The organism is Mycobacterium scrofulaceum (assembly GCF_002086735.1).
Classification (GTDB): domain Bacteria; phylum Actinomycetota; class Actinomycetes; order Mycobacteriales; family Mycobacteriaceae; genus Mycobacterium; species Mycobacterium scrofulaceum.
This window is the reverse complement of record NZ_MVIJ01000037.1, coordinates 40,589-56,411: the sequence shown is the minus strand read 5'-3', so window position 1 is coordinate 56,411 and position 15,823 is coordinate 40,589. Positions and strand designations below refer to the sequence as shown.

Below are 15,823 nucleotides of genomic sequence, written 5' to 3'. Positions count from 1 at the left end.
GTTCACTCGATACAGGCAACCCACGTCCGATTGCAGCCCGAGGCCTTCGGCCTCACGCCGCCCCCCATACCGTCTAGGTCAGCCCGGCACGTAGTCGAACTTGTCGGGGTTGGGCCCGTTCCTACCCGCTTCACCCTTGTCCAGGGCCGAAATCGCGTCCATGTCGGAGTCATCCAACTCGAAGTCGAAAAGCTGAAAGTTCTCCTCGACCCGTGCCGGGGTCACCGACTTGGGGAAGACGATGTCGCCGCGCTGTATATGCCAGCGCAGCACGACCTGCGCCGCCGATTTGCCCCGTGCGTCGGCGACGCGGTTGATCACCGGGTCGTCGAGCACCTTGCCCTGTGCGATGGGTGCCCATGCCTCGGTGGCGATGCCGTGCTCACGCCCATACGCGCGAACCTCGTTGTTCCCGAAGTACGGATGGAGCTCGATCTGGTTGACCGACGGGACGGTGTCGGTTTCCTTTGCGAGCCGCTCCAGGTGTGCGACTTGGAAATTCGAGACACCGATGCTGCGGGCGCGGCCGTCGCGGGCGAACTCCTCCAACACCTTCCAGGTGGAGACGAAGTCGCCGTCGTAGAGCGTGGGCAGCGGCCAGTGGATGAGGAACAGGTCGACGTAATCGGACCTCAAGGCCTCGAGCGTCTTGTCGAATGCGCGGCGCGCGTCGTCGGGTTTGTGGAACCCGTTGTTGAGCTTGCTGGTGATGAACACGTCGGCGCGGTCGAGTCCGGCCTCGCGAATGCCCTGCCCGACTTCCCTTTCGTTGCCGTACATCTCGGCGGTGTCGATGTGGCGGTAGCCGATCTCGAGCGCCGTCTTGACGGCGGCCGCGGTCTCGTCCGGCTTGATCTGGAACACGCCGAAACCGAGCTGCGGAATGCTGACACCGTCATTGAGTTCGATCGCTGGAACCTTGCTCATACATCTCCTCCTTCTCGGTCGGTGTACCCCGTCGAGTGAGCACCTACCCGTTGTGGTCGACGAAGCGCTAGCGGCGCCGGGACCGCAGGTAGTCGCCCACCACGGCGGCACCCAGGCCGTCGACATCGGGCACCACCACGCGTCCCTCGACCCGCCGTGCGACCTGATCGATGAACCGGGCCAGCCCGGGGTCGCTGCCCAGCCGGAAGATGGTGATCTGCGCACCGAGCCGGGCCATGTCGTCGAATCCGCGCACGGTGTGGGCGATGGTCCGCGGATGCGGGGGGTAGTCGAAAAATACGGTCGTGCCGTCGCCGTCGAAGTCCTCCAGGTGTGCGGTGGGCTCACCGTCGGTCACCACCAGCACGACGGGCTGCGCGTTCGGATGCCGCCGCAGGTGACGACCCGCCAGCGCCAGGGCGTGATGCAGGTTGGTGCCCTGCTCGTAGACGCCCTCGAGGCCAGTGAGCTCGGCGGCGGTCACCGTCCGCGCGTAGCGGCCAAACGCGATGATCTGCAACGCATCCGAGCGAAATCGAGTGCACACGAGATGGTTGAGCGCCAGCGCCGTCTGCTTCATCGGTAGCCAACGGTTCTCCATCACCATGGAGAAGGAGGTGTCGACCAGCAGCGCCACCGCGGCCTGGGTACGGGTCTCGGTCTCGGAGACCTCGACGTCGTCGACGGTGATCCTCAACGTCCCGGCGGTGCCGTCCAGAGCGGCGGTCCCGGCCTGCCGCAGCACCGCGTTGGTCAGCGTGCGGGAAATATTCCACGGTTCGGTGTCCCCGAACTGCCAGGGCCGGGTGGCGCCGGTGAGCTCGCCCGCCGCTCCCGCGCGCCGATGGTCCCGCTCGCCGCGGCGACCGGAAAGCTGTTGCGCCACATCCCGTAACGCCGTCTCGCCGAGCCTGCGCATGGCCTTCGGCGAGAGCCGCCACTGCCCGTCGGAGCCGCGGTCCAGGAATCCCTGGTTCACCAGTGCGCGTTCCAATTCGGCGAGCGTGCGGGCGTCGACGGCGGCCTGGTCGCCGAGTTGGCGTGCCAGCGCGTCGAGATCGACGTCGTCCATGGTGGCGCCCGGATAGCTCTGCGAGAGCTGCTCGGCCAGCTGCTCGAGCTCGGCGACGTCGGCCAGCGCCTGGGTGCCCTCGCCCATCCCGAACGGGTTGTCGCCGGAGAACTCTTCGGAACCGGTCCAGTCCTCCCCAGGCCGGGCCGCCTGCAGATGGGCGTCGAGCCGGTTCAGCGCCTGCATCAGCGACGGTGACCCGAATGCCTGCTGCGCCAAGGCATCCAGCTCGGCGCGCTGGTCCGGGCTCAGGCTGTTGCGGAAGCGTTGCGCGGCCGCGGCGCGCTTGGCGAGCGAGTCCAGCAGCTCGTCGACGTTGCGCGGGTTCTCCGGGAAGAACTCGCCGTGGGAGTCCATGAAGTCCTGGAAGTCCTGCTGGGTGTCCTCACCGCGGGCATGCTTGTCCAGCAGCTCGTTGAGGTCGTTCAACATGTCGTTGACGCGTTGGCGGTCCTCGTCGGTGGCGCCCTGCAGCGCCTCCTTCATGCCGGCGAACCGCTGATCGAGCATCTCCCGACCGAGCAGATCCTTGATCTGGTCGTACTTCTCACGGGCCTCGCTGCTGCGCCAGTTGTAGTCGGAGAGCTCCTGGACGGCCTTGGCCGGCGACGAGGGCAGGGCGTCGAGCTGCAGTTCGCCGAAGCGGGCGTCGTCGTCGAGGGCGCGGGCCAGTTCCTTGCGCTCGGCCAGCACCGCCTCGTCGAGCAGCTTCTTGATCTCCTGCAGGGTGCCGTCGAGGTTGTTGCGGCGCAACAACTCCCGTCGGCGTTTGTTCGCCTCGGCCGCCAGCCGGTCCGCGCCGTTCATGTTCTTGGTGCCGCGACGCAGCAGTTCGGACAGCGCGCGGCGGGGCGAGGTGCCGGCCATGACGTCCTGCCCGATCTGCTCGAGAGCCTCGCGCAGATCCACCGGCGGGGCCAGCGGGTCCGGCCCGCCGGTATACGCCGAATACCGTAGATGGTGCCCTTTAAAGGGTTCAGCCATAGACCGTTTGGCCCTCCCCGGACACCTTGTCGATCCGCTTGGCCAGATACAGGGCCTCCAGCGCCAATTCCAGCGCCGCGGCGCGCTCACCCTCCGACTGGGCGTTCACCTTGGCCGCGATCTTGTCCACCACCGGCAAGGCAGGAACAGCGGCCAGCACGTCCTTGGCCGACACCCGCTCACCCGTGGTGACCGCCGAACCGCTTTCGACCGCGGACACCAACGACCCGACGTCGATGCCGCCGAGCACCCGCGACGCGGTGTCGGCCGTCGCGCGGCGCAGGAGGTGTTCGAGCACCGCCTGCTCGCGGCCCTCCTCGCCGGACTCGAATTCCAGCTTGCCGCGCAGGACGTCGATCACCGTGCCGAGGTCGACCACGCGGGCCACCGGGTCGGTCTCCCCCAGCACCGCGCCGCGGTGCCGGGCGGCGGCCGCCACGGTTTCGGCCGCGGCGATCGCGAACCGCGCCGAGACCCCGGAGCGTTGATCGACCGAATTCGACTCCCGCAGATACCGGGCGAACCGGGCGATCACCTGCATCAGATAGTCGGGCACCTGCGCCGACAGGTGCGCCTCCTGGACGATGACGCCGACCTCGGCGTCGAGCTCCAGCGGGTAGTGGGTGCGGATCTCCGCACCGAACCGGTCCTTGAGCGGGGTGATGATGCGCCCGCGGTTGGTGTAGTCCTCGGGGTTGGCGCTGGCGACCACCAGGACGTCCAACGGCAGGCGCAGCGTGTAGCCGCGGACCTGGATGTCGCGCTCCTCCATCACGTTGAGCATCGACACCTGGATCCGCTCGGCGAGGTCGGGAAGCTCGTTGACCGCGACGATGCCGCGGTGTGCGCGCGGGATCAGGCCGTACGCGATGGTTTCCGGGTCACCGAGGCTGCGGCCCTCGGCGACCTTGATCGGGTCGATGTCGCCGACGAGGTCGGCGACGCTGGTGTCGGGGGTTGCCAGCTTCTCCGTGTAGCGCTCGCTGCGGTGCTTCCACTCGATCGGCAGGTCGTCGCCCAGGGTGGCGGCCTTGCGGATCGACTCGGGGGTGATCGGCGAATAGGGATGCTCGCCCAACTCGGCCCCGGCGATCACCGGCGTCCACTCGTCGAGCAACCCGGTCAGGGCGCGCAGGAGCCGGGTCTTGCCCTGGCCGCGCTCGCCGAGCAGGACGAAGTCGTGACCGGCGATCAGCGCCCGCTCCAGCTGGGGCAGGACGGTGTCGTCGAAGCCCAGGATTCCCGGCCATACCTCGTCGCCCTCAGCCAACGCGGTCAGCAGGTTTTCCCGGATTTCCTGTTTGACTCCCCGTTCACGATGGCCGGCGGCACGCAGCTCACCGACGGTGCGGGGCAAATTGCTGGGTGATGGCACCACTCCACGCTACGCGTTGCGGGAACGCCCCACGCGCTGAGCGTCAGTGAGCGAAGTGGCGGGCCCCGGTGAGGTACAACGTGACGCCGGCGTTGGTTGCCGCCGCGGTCACCTCGTCGTCGCGCACCGACCCTCCCGGGTGCACGATCGCCTTCACCCCGGCCGCCGTCAGCGTCTCGAGTCCGTCGGGGAACGGGAAGAAGGCGTCGGAGGCGGCCACCGCGCCGCGCACCCGGTCGCCGCCCCGTGCATTCCCTCTTTCAACGGCCAGCCGGGCGGCGTCCACCCGGTTCACCTGTCCCATGCCCACGCCGATGGTGGCGCCGCCGCCCGCGATCACGATCGCGTTCGACCTGACCGCGCGGCAGGTCCGCCACGCGAATACCAGATCGGTCAGCGTCGCCGGGTCGGCCGGGGATCCCGTCGCCAGCGTCCAGTTCGCGGGGTTGTCGCCGTGCGCGTCGAGCTCGTCGCGCTGCTGCACCAGCAGCCCACCGCTGATCGGCCGCAGCTCGGTGCCGCCGGTCAGCGGCTCGGAGGCCACCAGCACCCGGATGTTCTTCTTGCGCTTCAGGGCTTCCAACGCCTCCGGCGCATAGGCCGGGGCGACGATCACCTCGGTGAAGATGGTGCTCACGTATTCGGCCATCTCGAGGCTGACCTCCGTGTTGGCCGCGATGACGCCGCCGAACGCGCTCAGCGGATCGCATTCGTGGGCCCTGCGATGCGCGTCGGCCACCGATTCCGACGAGATGGCGATCCCACAGGGGTTGGCGTGCTTGATGATCGCGACGCAGGTCTGCTCATGGTCGAAGGCGGCCCGCCAGGCCGCGTCCGCGTCGGTGAAGTTGTTGTAGGACATCTCTTTTCCGTGCAGCTGCTCGGCCTGCGCCAGTCCGGGCCAGGCGCCCGGATCGCTGTAGAGGGCCGCCTGCTGGTGGGGGTTCTCGCCGTAGCGCAGCATCGCGGAGCGGGTCCAGCTGCGCCCCAACCACTTCGGGAACGACGTCGGCGGGTGCTCGGGCGCCAGCGTTGACTCCATCCAGCCCGCGACGGCGATGTCGTATTCCGCGGTGTGCTGGAACGCCAGCGCCGCAAGCTTCTTGCGCTCGGCAAGGGTGAAGCCACCGTGGCGCACCGCGGCGAGCACGCCGTCGTAGCCGCGCGGATCGGTGATCACCGCCACGCTGGGATGGTTTTTGGCGGCCGCGCGGACCATCGACGGCCCACCGATGTCGATCTGCTCGACGCACTCGTCGATGCTGGCGCCGGAGTCGACGGTTTCGCTGAACGGGTACAGGTTGACGACGACGAGTTCGAACGCCGGCACGCCGAGTTCCTCGAGCGCCGCGGCGTGTTCGGGTTTGCGCAGATCGGCCAGCAACCCGGCATGCACCCGCGGGTGCAGTGTCTTGACCCGGCCGTCGAGCACCTCGGGAAAGCCGGTCAGCTCCTCCACCCGCGTGACCGGAATCCCCTTCTCGGCAATGGTCTTGGCCGTCGATCCCGTCGAGACGATCTCGACGCCCGCTTCCGCCAGTCCCCGGGCGAGTTCGACGAGCCCGGTCTTGTCGTAGACGCTGATCAATGCGCGCCGGATCGGCCTTTTCGCCGTCTCCGGCCAGTCGTCGGTGCTCATGGGTTGGTCGCCTTTCGTCCGATCGTCGCTGTTCTTCCGACCAGGGTCAGGCCACCGGTCGCGATCTCGGCCACCACGTCCACCAGGAGCTTGCGCTCGGTGACCTTGATGCGTTCATGGAGGGTCTCTTCGCTGTCGCCGTCGAGCACCGGCACGGATTGCTGCGCCAGAATCGGCCCGGTGTCCGTCCCGGCATCCACCAGGTGCACCGTACAGCCCGTGATCTTGACGCCGTAGGCCAGCGCGTCGGCCACCCCGTGTGCACCCGGGAACGCCGGCAGCAGCGCCGGGTGGGTATTGATGATCCGGCCATAGAAGCGCGAAAGGAACTGTGGCCCAAGTATCTTCATAAATCCGGCCGACACCACCAGATCCGGCGAGTGCGCGGCGGTGGCCTCGGTGATGGCCGCATCCCAGGCGGTGCGGTCGGGGTGATCGCCGAGCCGGGCGGTAAAGGCCGGCAGGGACGCGGCCGCGGCGATCTCGGTGGCCGGACAGTCGCGATCCGCGCCGACGGCGACCACCCGCGCCGGGTAGTCGCCGACGGCGGCGTCGAGCAGGGAGCTCAGCAGGGAACCGGTGCCCGACGCCAACACCACCACCCGCGCCGGCGCACTCGGGGGCACATGGAGCGGTTCGGCCACAAGCACAGAGCCTAGTGGCAGCTACTCGCCGGGCTCGCGGTCGGTCGCGGTCTGCTCCGCTTCGTCGGGGGGCGGCGCGACGCCGTCGTCACCCACCGGCGCGTCGTCGTCGCTCAGCAGCGCGTCGCGCCCCGCCAAGCGGTCGTCGTCAAGGTCATCCGTCGGCAGCTCGTCGTCCGGCCCGCCCATCGGCTCGTCGAAGACCCCCGCAAAGTCGGCCGGTTCTTGCGCCGCCGCCGGCGCGGGCTTCGGTCGCCGGGGCCGGGCCCTGACGCCGCCGCTCATGACCACCGTGATACCGCCGACGACCGAGAACCAGAAGAACACCCCGATCAGCAGGGCGCCCTGGTCGACGCCGACGTCGCCGAAGTTGCCCAGCCGGCCGCTGCCGCCGTATGCGAGCAAGGACATCGCCAGCGCGCCGGCGACCGCAGCGACCAGCAGCTTGGCCAGCGCCGGGATCGGCGGTAGCGGCCGCCTGGCGCACTGCTGACCGACCGCCACGCCCGACGACGCGCCGATGATCAGCAGCGCGACCCACACCGGACCGAGCGGCGGCCTGGGGGCCGCGGCGAGGATCGGCAGCGACGGGATGTCGCCACCGAACACCGTGAACGAACTGAACGTCGCGAAGCCGAGATGGGCGCTGGACCCGACCGCCATCGCCGCGGTGCCGACGATGACGTTGGGCGCGTACAACATCGACAGCACGGTGAGGCTGAACTGCCCGAATATCGACTCGGTGATCCCGTACAGGTCTTGCATGGTCGCCCAGTGCACCACCAGCGAAGCCGCGGTGACCAGGCCGGAGAGCCCGAGCAACGCCAGCACACCGGCGGACGCGGCGCGCAGGGCGTCGCCCACCCAGAACGGCAGCGACGACGCCGCCAGGGCCCGCCGTCCGACCCGGGACCCCACCCCGATCGCGGCGCCGACGGCGTGCACGACGAGCACGCTGCCGAACGCGCGCAGGGCGCTGGGCGTCTGCAGCTCGGTGATCACCGACGACGCGTCGTGGATGACCGCCAGGGCGATCGCCGCGATCAGTAGGGGCCCGCCCAGCGCCGAGGCGACAACCCAGCGGACCACCAACCACGAGGAATACGGAGACGTGGCCCGCGCGGTGCTGCGCGCCGTGGCCCAGATCATCAGCAGCACCGGCAGCAGCGGCATCACGCCCAGCTCGCGGCCGCCGATCGAAATCGGCACCTGATGCACGCCGAGCCAGATGCTGGCGATCGCGCCCAGCGCCCCGGTCATGTCGCTGTTGGCGATCAGCAGCTGCAGCAGCGTGACCGCGGCGATGATGACCAGGGCCACCACCGCCGGGCCGAACGCGACCCGGACCAGGTCACGCGCCTGGCGGGCGCCCACCGGCCGGCTGTCCGCGCCTTCCGACACCCTTTTCACTCTCTGGCGCACGTCCCGTCTAGGCGCGAAGGCGCACCGTTAGGACGGCGCTGGGCCAGACTGCGACGAAGGCGACTGTTGCTCCTGACCGTAGGGCTGCTGGCCCCCGGCCTGGTTGGAGTAATTGGCCGCCGAACCCTCGGAGCCGGCACCGGGCGTGGGCGGCGGGCTGAAGCTCGGGAACCCGGTGGGCGGCGTGGACGGTCCTTGCTGCGCGGCCGGCTGGGCCCCGGACTGCGGCGCCGATTGGGCGCCGAAACCACCGGTGGGAACCGCGGTTTGGGTCGGGCCCTGACCCGGCGCGTAGCCGCCGTACTGCGATCCGTACCCGGGGTGCTGCTGGCCGCCCGGCTGGCCGTAGTAGGGCTGCTGGCCGTACTGGCCGTACTGGCCGTACTGGCCGTACTGGGCGTAGGGGTCGTACTTCGGCCGCGGCGCCGGGGCCGTGATCACGCCCGCGTCCAGCAGCACGACGACGACGGCGGCGATTGCCTGGAGCACGCTGCACGCCACCAGCGGCCACATCGCCCAGCCGATCGCGACGCCGGCGGGCAGGTTGATCGTCTCGGTGATGGCGAGCAAGGCACCCAGAACGGCGATGACCGCGACGATCCCGGCGTAGCTCTTGGCCTTGGGCACCAGGCTCAGCCCGGCGAGCAGCGCGGCCAGGACGGCGACGATGACCGCGGTCCCCGCGTCGCCGGCGCGACCGCCGACGCCGGGGCCGAGGTCGGCGCCGATGGTGAACGTCGGGCCGAAGTTCAGCAGATACACGGCCAGGCCGAGCACCACGACCGCGATGTTCAGGTAGAGCGGGAGCTTCGTGGTGCCATCGTCGTCCTTGGTGAACGACGGGGTGCCGCCTGCGTAGGAGCCGCCTGGCGCGGGTGGATATCCGGGGCTACCGGGCGAGTAGGTCATTGGCTCCTCCTGTTGCTTCCAGTGCCGTGAAGTGCCTTTGCGGGCGCCACAGTTGCGTCGCGGCGCTGTGCGTGCGGGCGCGCCGTTCCACGAATGCCGTGCCCGGCGGTTGCGTTGCGACGCGATCGATCAACCACGCTAGCGCACTTCGGGACGGGCGTGCCGTCGCGACCGGCTTGGACGCCGATCCGTGCCGCCGCGGCGGCAGCTTGCTCACCGGAGGTAGAACACGTTCTAATTCTCTTCATGGATTACGGGCTTGTGCTTTTTACCAGCGACCGTGGCATCTCTCCGGCGTCCGCCGCGAAGCTTGCCGACGAACACGGCTTCACTACCTTCTACGTGCCTGAGCACACCCACATCCCGATCAAGCGCGAGGCGGCGCACCCGACCACGGGCGACGCGTCGCTGCCCGACGACCGCTACATGCGGACGCTCGACCCCTGGGTGAGCCTGGGCGCGGCCTGCGCCGTCACGTCGCGGGTGCGGCTGTCCACCGCGGTGGCGTTGCCCGTCGAACACGATCCGATCACGTTGGCGAAAAGCATTGCCACCCTCGACCACCTGTCCGGCGGGCGGGTCAGCCTGGGCGTCGGGTTCGGGTGGAACACCGACGAGCTCGCCGACCACGGCGTGCCGCCCGCGCGACGCCGCACCATGCTGCGCGAGTACATCGAGGCGATGCGGGAGCTGTGGACCAAAGAGGAAGCCGCCTACGACGGCGAGTTCGTCAAGTTCGGTCCCAGCTGGGCGTGGCCCAAGCCCGTGCAGCCGCACATTCCCGTACTGGTCGGCGCGGCCGGCACCGAGAAGAACTTCAAGTGGATCGCCCGCAGCGCCGACGGCTGGATCACGACCCCGCGCGATTTCGACATCGACGAGCCGGTGAAGCTGCTGCAGGACACCTGGGCGGCCGCCGGCCGCGACGGCGCCCCGCAGATCGTGGCGCTGGACTTCAAGCCCGTGCCCGAGAAGCTCGCCAAATGGGCCGAGCTCGGCGTGACCGAGGTGCTGTTCGGTCTGCCGGACCGCCCCGAGGACGAGATCGCCGCCTATGTCGAGCGGCTGGCCGGCAAGCTCGCCGCTCTCGTCTGACCCGCGAGCAGACGCAAAATCGCATCCGGAGCCGGGAACCAATGCGAGTTTGCGTCTGCTCGCCACCGGGGCGTCAGGCCAGCGCGGCCCGGTTGTCCTTCTCCGTCGGCCGCACCACGATCGAAGCCCCGAGCGGCTCACCGTCGCTGAGCAGCCCGACCAGGTCGGGGTCCTCGCTCAGGGCCAGGAAGCGGCTGCCGTCGCCGTCGAGACGGCCGACGATGAGGCCGGTGCGTACCGGCCAGTCGTAGCGCACGGTGTAGGTCTCGATGGTCGCCGGGCCGTCGGCCTTGACGGTCACCGGCATCCTCGGGCGAGCGGCGACCTCGGCCCGCAGCGCGGCGCTGTTGTCGGGCTTCCAGTTCACCGGGGTGGTCGAGTACACCCCGACGGAGTATTTGCTCATGATCCCGCCGTTGGCGGCGACCAGGCCGAATTGCCCTGGCAGGTCCCGCATTTCGCTGACCGTCTCGGCGATGCCGTGCAGTGAGTAGTTGTTGCCCGGTCCGCCGAAGTACGGCAGGCCGCCGGTCAGCGTCAGCCCGCGCGGGTCATCGGTGGCCAGAGAAGTCCCGTCGCAGAAGTTGAACACCGGCACCGGGAAGCAGCTGTAGAGGTCGAAGGTCGACACGTCGTCGATGCCGACACCCGCGCCGGCGAGTGCTTCGGTGACGGCCAGCACCGAAGCGGAGTTGTGCGTCAGGTCGAGGCGGTCGAGCAGCGGCTGGTCCACCATGTCGGCGTGGCCGTGCAAGAACACCCAGCGCTCCTCGGGCACGCCGAGCCTGCGGGCCGCGGCCACCGACATCAGCAGCGCGGCCGCACCCTGATTGACCTGGTCACGGGCCACCAGCAGCCTTGGGTACGGATCACAGATCATCCGGTTGGACGCGGTGACGGTGATGAGCTCGTCGACGCTGCGCTCCACCGGGGAGGACGCGAACGGGTTCTTCGCCGCCACCTTGGTGAACGGAGCGAACAACTCGCCCATCTGGCGCCGGTAGTCGGAGACGCTCAAACCCAGTCGGGCACGGCGCGCGTTCTCCAGCAGCCCGTACTGGGCCGGCGCACCGACCAGGCCATGCGCGACGGTGTAGTCGTCGAACAGGCCCTCGTAGCCGAAGCCCCGGTCCTCGAGCGAGCCCTCGACCGTGTCGGAATGGTCCGGCTTCTCCCGGTCGGCGAAATACCGGATGCTGGAAGTGTTCTCGGAGCCGAAGATCATCACAACCTCGGCCGCACCCGAGGCGATGACGCCGGCGAACTCAGTGACCAGATGCTGTGGCCCCTGCCCGCCGATGGGTTCGAGGACCGCGCGGGCCGGTGCAGCACCGATGCGCTGGGCCACCGAACGCGGGTAGTTGTTGGACTTGCCCATCGGCGCGGGTGTGCGCCCGGAGAGCTCGAACTGCCGGATCGCGGCGACGGTGTCGATGGACGCGGCGACGGCGGTCGCGTCGGCCCCGCAGTCATGCAGTGCGGCCTGCGCCGCCGCGGTGGCCAGCTCCACCGAGGACATCCCGCGGTAGCCGGAGTCCTCGATGCGCTCGGTGAACTGCCCCACGCCGACGATGACCGGCGTGTTCGGGTCGAGATTCATAGACCCACTATCTACCTTGGGCCGGGCCCCGGACAAATCCGGGGCCCGCGCAGCGTCCGCCGCGCTCGCGGACTACAGGCTCTGCAGGATCTCGCGGGCCAGCGCCGCGGTCTCCGACGGGGTCTTGCCCACCCTGACGCCGGCGGCCTCCAGGGCCTCCTTCTTGGCGGCCGCGGTGCCCGAGGAGCCGGACACGATGGCGCCGGCGTGGCCCATCGTCTTGCCCTCCGGGGCGGTGAATCCCGCGACGTAGCCGACGACGGGCTTGGAGACGTTCGCCTTGATGTAGTCGGCCGCACGCTCCTCGGCGTCGCCGCCGATCTCACCGATCATCACGATGACCTTGGTGTCGGGGTCCTTCTCGAACGCTTCGATGGCGTCGATGTGGGTGGTGCCGATCACCGGGTCACCGCCGATGCCGATCGAGGTGGAGAATCCGAAATCGCGCAGCTCGTACATCATCTGGTAGGTCAGCGTGCCGGACTTGGACACCAGGCCGACGGGGCCCGGGCCGCTGATGTTGGCGGGGGTGATGCCGGCCAGCGCCTCACCCGGCGTGATGATGCCGGGGCAGTTGGGCCCGATGATGCGCGTCTTCTGGCCCTTGTCGACGTTGTAGGCCCAGGCATATGCGCTGTCCTGCACCGGAATTCCCTCGGTGATGACCACCAGCAGTGGGATCTCTGCGTCGATCGCCTCGATGATCGCGTCCTTGGCGAATTTGGGCGGCACGAAGACGACGGACACGTTGGCGCCGGTCTCCTTCATCGCTTCGGCGACGGTGCCGAACACCGGCAACTCGACGTCCTTGCCGACTGGGTCGACGTGCGAAACGGTGGTGCCTGCCTTGCGGGCGTTCACACCGCCTACCACCTGGGTGCCCGCCTTCAGCATGAGCGCGGTGTGCTTGGTGCCCTCACCGCCGGTGATGCCCTGGACGATGACCTTGGAGTCTTTGTTCAGGAAGATCGACATTTGTTGGCTCCCTTACTTGTTCGCCAGCTCGGCGGCTTTGTCGGCACCGGCGTCCATGGTCTCGGCCTGGATCACCAGCGGGTGGTTGGCTTGGGCCAGGATGCGGCGGCCTTCGTCGACGTTGTTCCCGTCGAGCCGCACCACGAGCGGCTTGTTGGCCTCGTCGCCGAGCATGTTCAGCGCGGTCACGATCCCGTTGGCGACGGCGTCGCACGAGGTGATCCCCCCGAACACGTTCACGAACACGCTCTTGACCTGCTTGTCGTTCAGGATGACGTCCAGCCCCGCGGCCATCACCTCGGCCGACGCGCCGCCACCGATGTCCAGGAAGTTGGCCGGCTTGACGCCGCCGTGCTTCTCGCCGGCATAGGCGACGACGTCGAGCGTGGACATCACCAGGCCCGCGCCGTTGCCGATGATGCCGACGGCGCCGTCCAGCTTCACGTAGTTGAGGTCGTGCTCCTTGGCCTTGAGTTCCAGCGGGTCGGTTGCTTCGCGGTCCTCGAACTCGGTGTGTTCGGGGTGACGGAAGTCGGCGTTGGCGTCCAGCGTGACCTTGCCGTCCAGTGCCAGGATCTGGTCTTCGGGGTCACGCACCAACGGGTTGACCTCGACCAGGGTGGCGTCCTCGGCGACGAAGACTTCCCACAGCTTGTTGATCGTGACCGCGGCCGCGTCGAGCACCTCGGCCGGCAGGTGACCCTGCTCTGCGATGGAACGCGCGGTCGCGAGGTCCACACCCTTGACGGCGTTCACCGGCACCTTGGCCAGCCGCTCGGGCTTGGTGGCGGCGACCTCTTCGATCTCCATGCCGCCCTCGACCGAGCACATGGCCAGGTAGGTGCGGTTGGCCCGATCCAGCAGGAAGGAGATGTAGTACTCCTCGGAGATGTCGCTGGCCTCTGCGACCAGCAGCTTCTTGACGATGTGCCCCTTGATGTCGAGGCCGAGGATGTTCTTGGCGTGTTCGTAGGCGTCTTCCGGTGTCGCCGCGTACTTGACGCCACCCGCCTTACCGCGCCCGCCGACCTTCACCTGCGCCTTGACCATGACCGGCCGTCCGATTTCGGTGGCGATCTCCCGAGCGCCCTCGGCGGTGTCGGTCACCCGTCCCGGCGTGGTCGGTACGTTGTGCTTGGCGAACAATTCTTTTGCTTGATACTCGAAAAGGTCCATGGACTCTCTGTCTTCGCTCGAATCAACTACTAGGCCTCGTGATGGGCTGTGCCGCATTCGGCAACTCGCACGGACGAACTGTATCCACCGTCCGACCGGCGCTTACCGGCGCGTCCGGCGTTGTGGCACAGCTCACGGCATCCCGGCGTACCCGTTTGGTGACTCAAATCACAATTTCGATTGGTTTGCGCGACGAGGTTGCCAGTTCCGCACGTCAGCGGATACCGTCCTAGGGTCCAGATAACGTTATGGTCACGATACGAGGACATTTCAGCTTGTCCCAGCACCCTTTGGCTCCTTCTGCCGCCGATACCTCGGGCGTGGTGAGGGTTAGTCGCGCGGCCGGCGGCAGGGGAATCGAGCCGCACCGCAACGAAGTCACCGAGATCCTCCCGCTCGACGGCTTCAACTTCGACGACCTGGATTGGCGCGACGAGGTCAGCGACCTCGGCGACCTCGACTACAGCAACGACTCCGCTTTCGACAACGAAGCGCAGGTGCTGCTCGCCCCTGAGCTCGACGATCTGGACGAGGCCGACGACCCGGCCCCGCTGTGGCTGGCCGCGCCGGTCACCGAGGTGCTGCCGCGCGTGGTCGTCGGGCCGACCGCGGAGCCGCGGCGGGTCCGCGCTCGCGCCACGGACGTCGTCGGTGTGGCACGCCACGGCGGGCAGCACCGCAAGGAACCGACCAGCGCCGCCCGGGGTCGCGTGCTGATCTCGGCGATGGCCGCCGGCGCGGCCGCCGCGGCGGCACACACCGCCACCAGCCACGCGGACACCCCGAAGACGGAGACCGTGCTGACCGCGAACGCCTCCGCGCTCACCGGCGGGTCGGCCAACAACACCATCCGCGGCGCGCAGGTGGTCGCGCTCGAGCCGGCGGCCACCGCCGCCGTGCACAACCAGGAACTCGCCAAGGGCGTCGCCTTCGCCAACGATCGCGCTCAGCGCGAGGCGCGACTGCAGCAGCCGCTCTACGTGATGCCGACGAAGGGCATCTTCACCTCCAACTTCGGTTACCGCTGGGGGGTGCTGCATGCCGGCATCGACCTGGCCAATTCGATCGGGACGCCGATCATGGCGGTATCCGACGGCGTCGTCATCGAGGCGGGCCCGGCCGCCGGCTACGGGATGCTGGTCAAGCTGCGCCACGCCGACGGCACGGTGACGCTCTACGGCCACATCAACACGACGCTGGTCAGCGTCGGCCAGCGGGTGATGGCCGGCGACCAGATCGCCACGATGGGCAACCGGGGAAATTCCACCGGTCCCCACCTGCACTTCGAGGTGCTCCAGGGCGGCACCGAGCGGATCGACCCTGTCCCGTGGCTCGCTAAGCGGGGTCTTATGGTCGGTAACTACGCTGGTTGAGGTGACCGCGCCGAATCAACCACCTCCCGGTCCGCAGCCGCCTGAGTCCACCTCGCCCTCGGACTCCAAGACGCGGATCATCCGTCGTGCACCCACCGGACCGGTCCCCATAGCGCCGGAGTCCCCGACCACCCACATTCCGCCGCCCTACCAGGGCCCGGCGCGCGCGGGCCGGTCGGCTTTGGGCGCCCCGGCCGACGGCCCGAGCGACCGGACGGCCGTCGCCGCCTGCGCCGTCAGCATCGTCAGCGGGTGGGCCACATCGGTGGTGGCGACCGACCTGATCGCCGGCTGGTGGCGAAGCGACCGGCTGTTCTGCATCGCGGTCGCGTTCCTGGCCCTGGTGTTCGCCGCGACCACCATCTCCGGCGTGATCATGCTGTTGCAGCATCGGCCTTTCGGGCGCTACCTCATCGTGGCCGGCGCCGTGGTCGCGGTGCTGACCTATATCGGTGTGTTCATCGCCGGCGCCCGCGTCGCGTGGATCGTGCATCTGCTGCCGCTGCTGCCGATCGGCAGCGTGGTGCTCGCGATGCACCCGCGGACCAAACGCTGGCTGGAGGCCTGACCGAACCGACGCGGGTGCGGCCTCGACGCCCGACCGCTAGGCGACTTTCGAATCCGATATCACC

The 15,823-nt window shown here is 68.9% G+C and carries 13 protein-coding genes; 3 read left to right on the top strand and 10 right to left on the bottom strand.

Annotated elements, in window-relative coordinates; all coding sequences use genetic code 11:
* Nucleotides 1–78 precede the first annotated feature (78 nt).
* The 7 genes from BST44_RS21055 to BST44_RS21025 all read right to left on the bottom strand — a co-directional run bounded on the left by BST44_RS21055 (nt 79) and on the right by BST44_RS21025 (nt 8,972).
* Nucleotides 79–927, bottom strand: a complete 849-nt coding sequence (locus tag BST44_RS21055; protein WP_083179030.1) for an aldo/keto reductase — start codon at nt 925–927, stop codon at nt 79–81.
* 67 nt (nt 928–994) lie between these two features.
* Complete coding sequence (locus tag BST44_RS21050; protein ID WP_083179029.1) at nt 995–2,983, bottom strand: vWA domain-containing protein; 1,989 nt, start codon at nt 2,981–2,983, stop codon at nt 995–997.
* A complete protein-coding gene (locus tag BST44_RS21045) occupies nt 2,976–4,361 on the bottom strand; it encodes a sigma 54-interacting transcriptional regulator (RefSeq protein ID WP_083179028.1) in 1,386 nt (461 codons plus the stop codon). Before BST44_RS21045 ends, BST44_RS21050 begins: the two co-directional genes overlap by 8 nt.
* A 40-nt stretch (nt 4,362–4,401) precedes the next feature.
* Nucleotides 4,402–5,997, bottom strand: a complete 1,596-nt coding sequence (gene purH / locus BST44_RS21040; RefSeq protein ID WP_083179027.1) for a bifunctional phosphoribosylaminoimidazolecarboxamide formyltransferase/IMP cyclohydrolase — start codon at nt 5,995–5,997, stop codon at nt 4,402–4,404.
* On the bottom strand, nt 5,994–6,641 hold the full coding sequence (purN, locus tag BST44_RS21035) for a phosphoribosylglycinamide formyltransferase (RefSeq protein ID WP_083179036.1): 648 nt from the start codon (nt 6,639–6,641) through the stop codon (nt 5,994–5,996). Before purN ends, purH begins: the two co-directional genes overlap by 4 nt.
* 21 nt (nt 6,642–6,662) lie before the next feature.
* Nucleotides 6,663–8,051, bottom strand: coding sequence for a cell division protein PerM (locus tag BST44_RS21030; protein WP_208619855.1), 1,389 nt, complete (start codon nt 8,049–8,051; stop codon nt 6,663–6,665).
* Nucleotides 8,052–8,090: 39 nt separating this feature from the next.
* Complete coding sequence (locus BST44_RS21025) at nt 8,091–8,972, bottom strand: DUF5336 domain-containing protein (protein ID WP_083179025.1); 882 nt, start codon at nt 8,970–8,972, stop codon at nt 8,091–8,093.
* A gap of 246 nt (nt 8,973–9,218) precedes the next feature.
* Between BST44_RS21025 and BST44_RS21020 the strand changes: the two genes are divergently transcribed.
* A complete protein-coding gene (locus tag BST44_RS21020) occupies nt 9,219–10,067 on the top strand; it encodes an LLM class F420-dependent oxidoreductase (RefSeq protein WP_083179024.1) in 849 nt (282 codons plus the stop codon).
* A gap of 73 nt (nt 10,068–10,140) precedes the next feature.
* On the opposite strand, the gene BST44_RS21015 is transcribed toward BST44_RS21020, so the two are convergent.
* The 3 genes from BST44_RS21015 to sucC all read right to left on the bottom strand — a co-directional run bounded on the left by BST44_RS21015 (nt 10,141) and on the right by sucC (nt 13,818).
* Nucleotides 10,141–11,667 carry an acetyl-CoA acetyltransferase gene (locus BST44_RS21015; protein WP_083179023.1) on the bottom strand — a complete coding sequence of 509 codons (1,527 nt, stop codon included), beginning with the start codon at nt 11,665–11,667 and terminating at the stop codon, nt 10,141–10,143.
* A gap of 72 nt (nt 11,668–11,739) precedes the next feature.
* Nucleotides 11,740–12,642 carry a succinate--CoA ligase subunit alpha gene (gene sucD / locus BST44_RS21010; protein WP_083179022.1) on the bottom strand — a complete coding sequence of 301 codons (903 nt, stop codon included), beginning with the start codon at nt 12,640–12,642 and terminating at the stop codon, nt 11,740–11,742.
* A gap of 12 nt (nt 12,643–12,654) precedes the next feature.
* Nucleotides 12,655–13,818 carry an ADP-forming succinate--CoA ligase subunit beta gene (sucC, locus tag BST44_RS21005; RefSeq protein WP_083179021.1) on the bottom strand — a complete coding sequence of 388 codons (1,164 nt, stop codon included), beginning with the start codon at nt 13,816–13,818 and terminating at the stop codon, nt 12,655–12,657.
* Between the two features lie 323 nt (nt 13,819–14,141).
* Between sucC and BST44_RS21000 the strand changes: the two genes are divergently transcribed.
* Complete coding sequence (locus BST44_RS21000; protein ID WP_142274614.1) at nt 14,142–15,191, top strand: M23 family metallopeptidase; 1,050 nt, start codon at nt 14,142–14,144, stop codon at nt 15,189–15,191.
* 1 nt (nt 15,192) lies between these two features.
* Complete coding sequence (locus BST44_RS20995) at nt 15,193–15,759, top strand: hypothetical protein (RefSeq protein WP_142274613.1); 567 nt, start codon at nt 15,193–15,195, stop codon at nt 15,757–15,759.
* The last annotated feature ends 64 nt before the right edge of the window (nt 15,760–15,823 follow it).

What these genes read in the sequence shown, in the direction of transcription:
- BST44_RS21055 (WP_083179030.1), bottom strand. Translation starts at nt 927, where the DNA reads ATGAGCAAGGTTCCAGCGATCGAACTCAATGACGGTGTCAGCATTCCG.
- BST44_RS21050 (WP_083179029.1), bottom strand. Translation starts at nt 2,983, where the DNA reads ATGGCTGAACCCTTTAAAGGGCACCATCTACGGTATTCGGCGTATACC.
- purH (WP_083179027.1), bottom strand. Translation starts at nt 5,997, where the DNA reads ATGAGCACCGACGACTGGCCGGAGACGGCGAAAAGGCCGATCCGGCGC.
- BST44_RS21025 (WP_083179025.1), bottom strand. Translation starts at nt 8,972, where the DNA reads ATGACCTACTCGCCCGGTAGCCCCGGATATCCACCCGCGCCAGGCGGC.
- BST44_RS21020 (WP_083179024.1), top strand. Translation starts at nt 9,219, where the DNA reads ATGGATTACGGGCTTGTGCTTTTTACCAGCGACCGTGGCATCTCTCCG.
- BST44_RS21015 (WP_083179023.1), bottom strand. Translation starts at nt 11,667, where the DNA reads ATGAATCTCGACCCGAACACGCCGGTCATCGTCGGCGTGGGGCAGTTC.
- sucD (WP_083179022.1), bottom strand. Translation starts at nt 12,642, where the DNA reads ATGTCGATCTTCCTGAACAAAGACTCCAAGGTCATCGTCCAGGGCATC.
- sucC (WP_083179021.1), bottom strand. Translation starts at nt 13,818, where the DNA reads ATGGACCTTTTCGAGTATCAAGCAAAAGAATTGTTCGCCAAGCACAAC.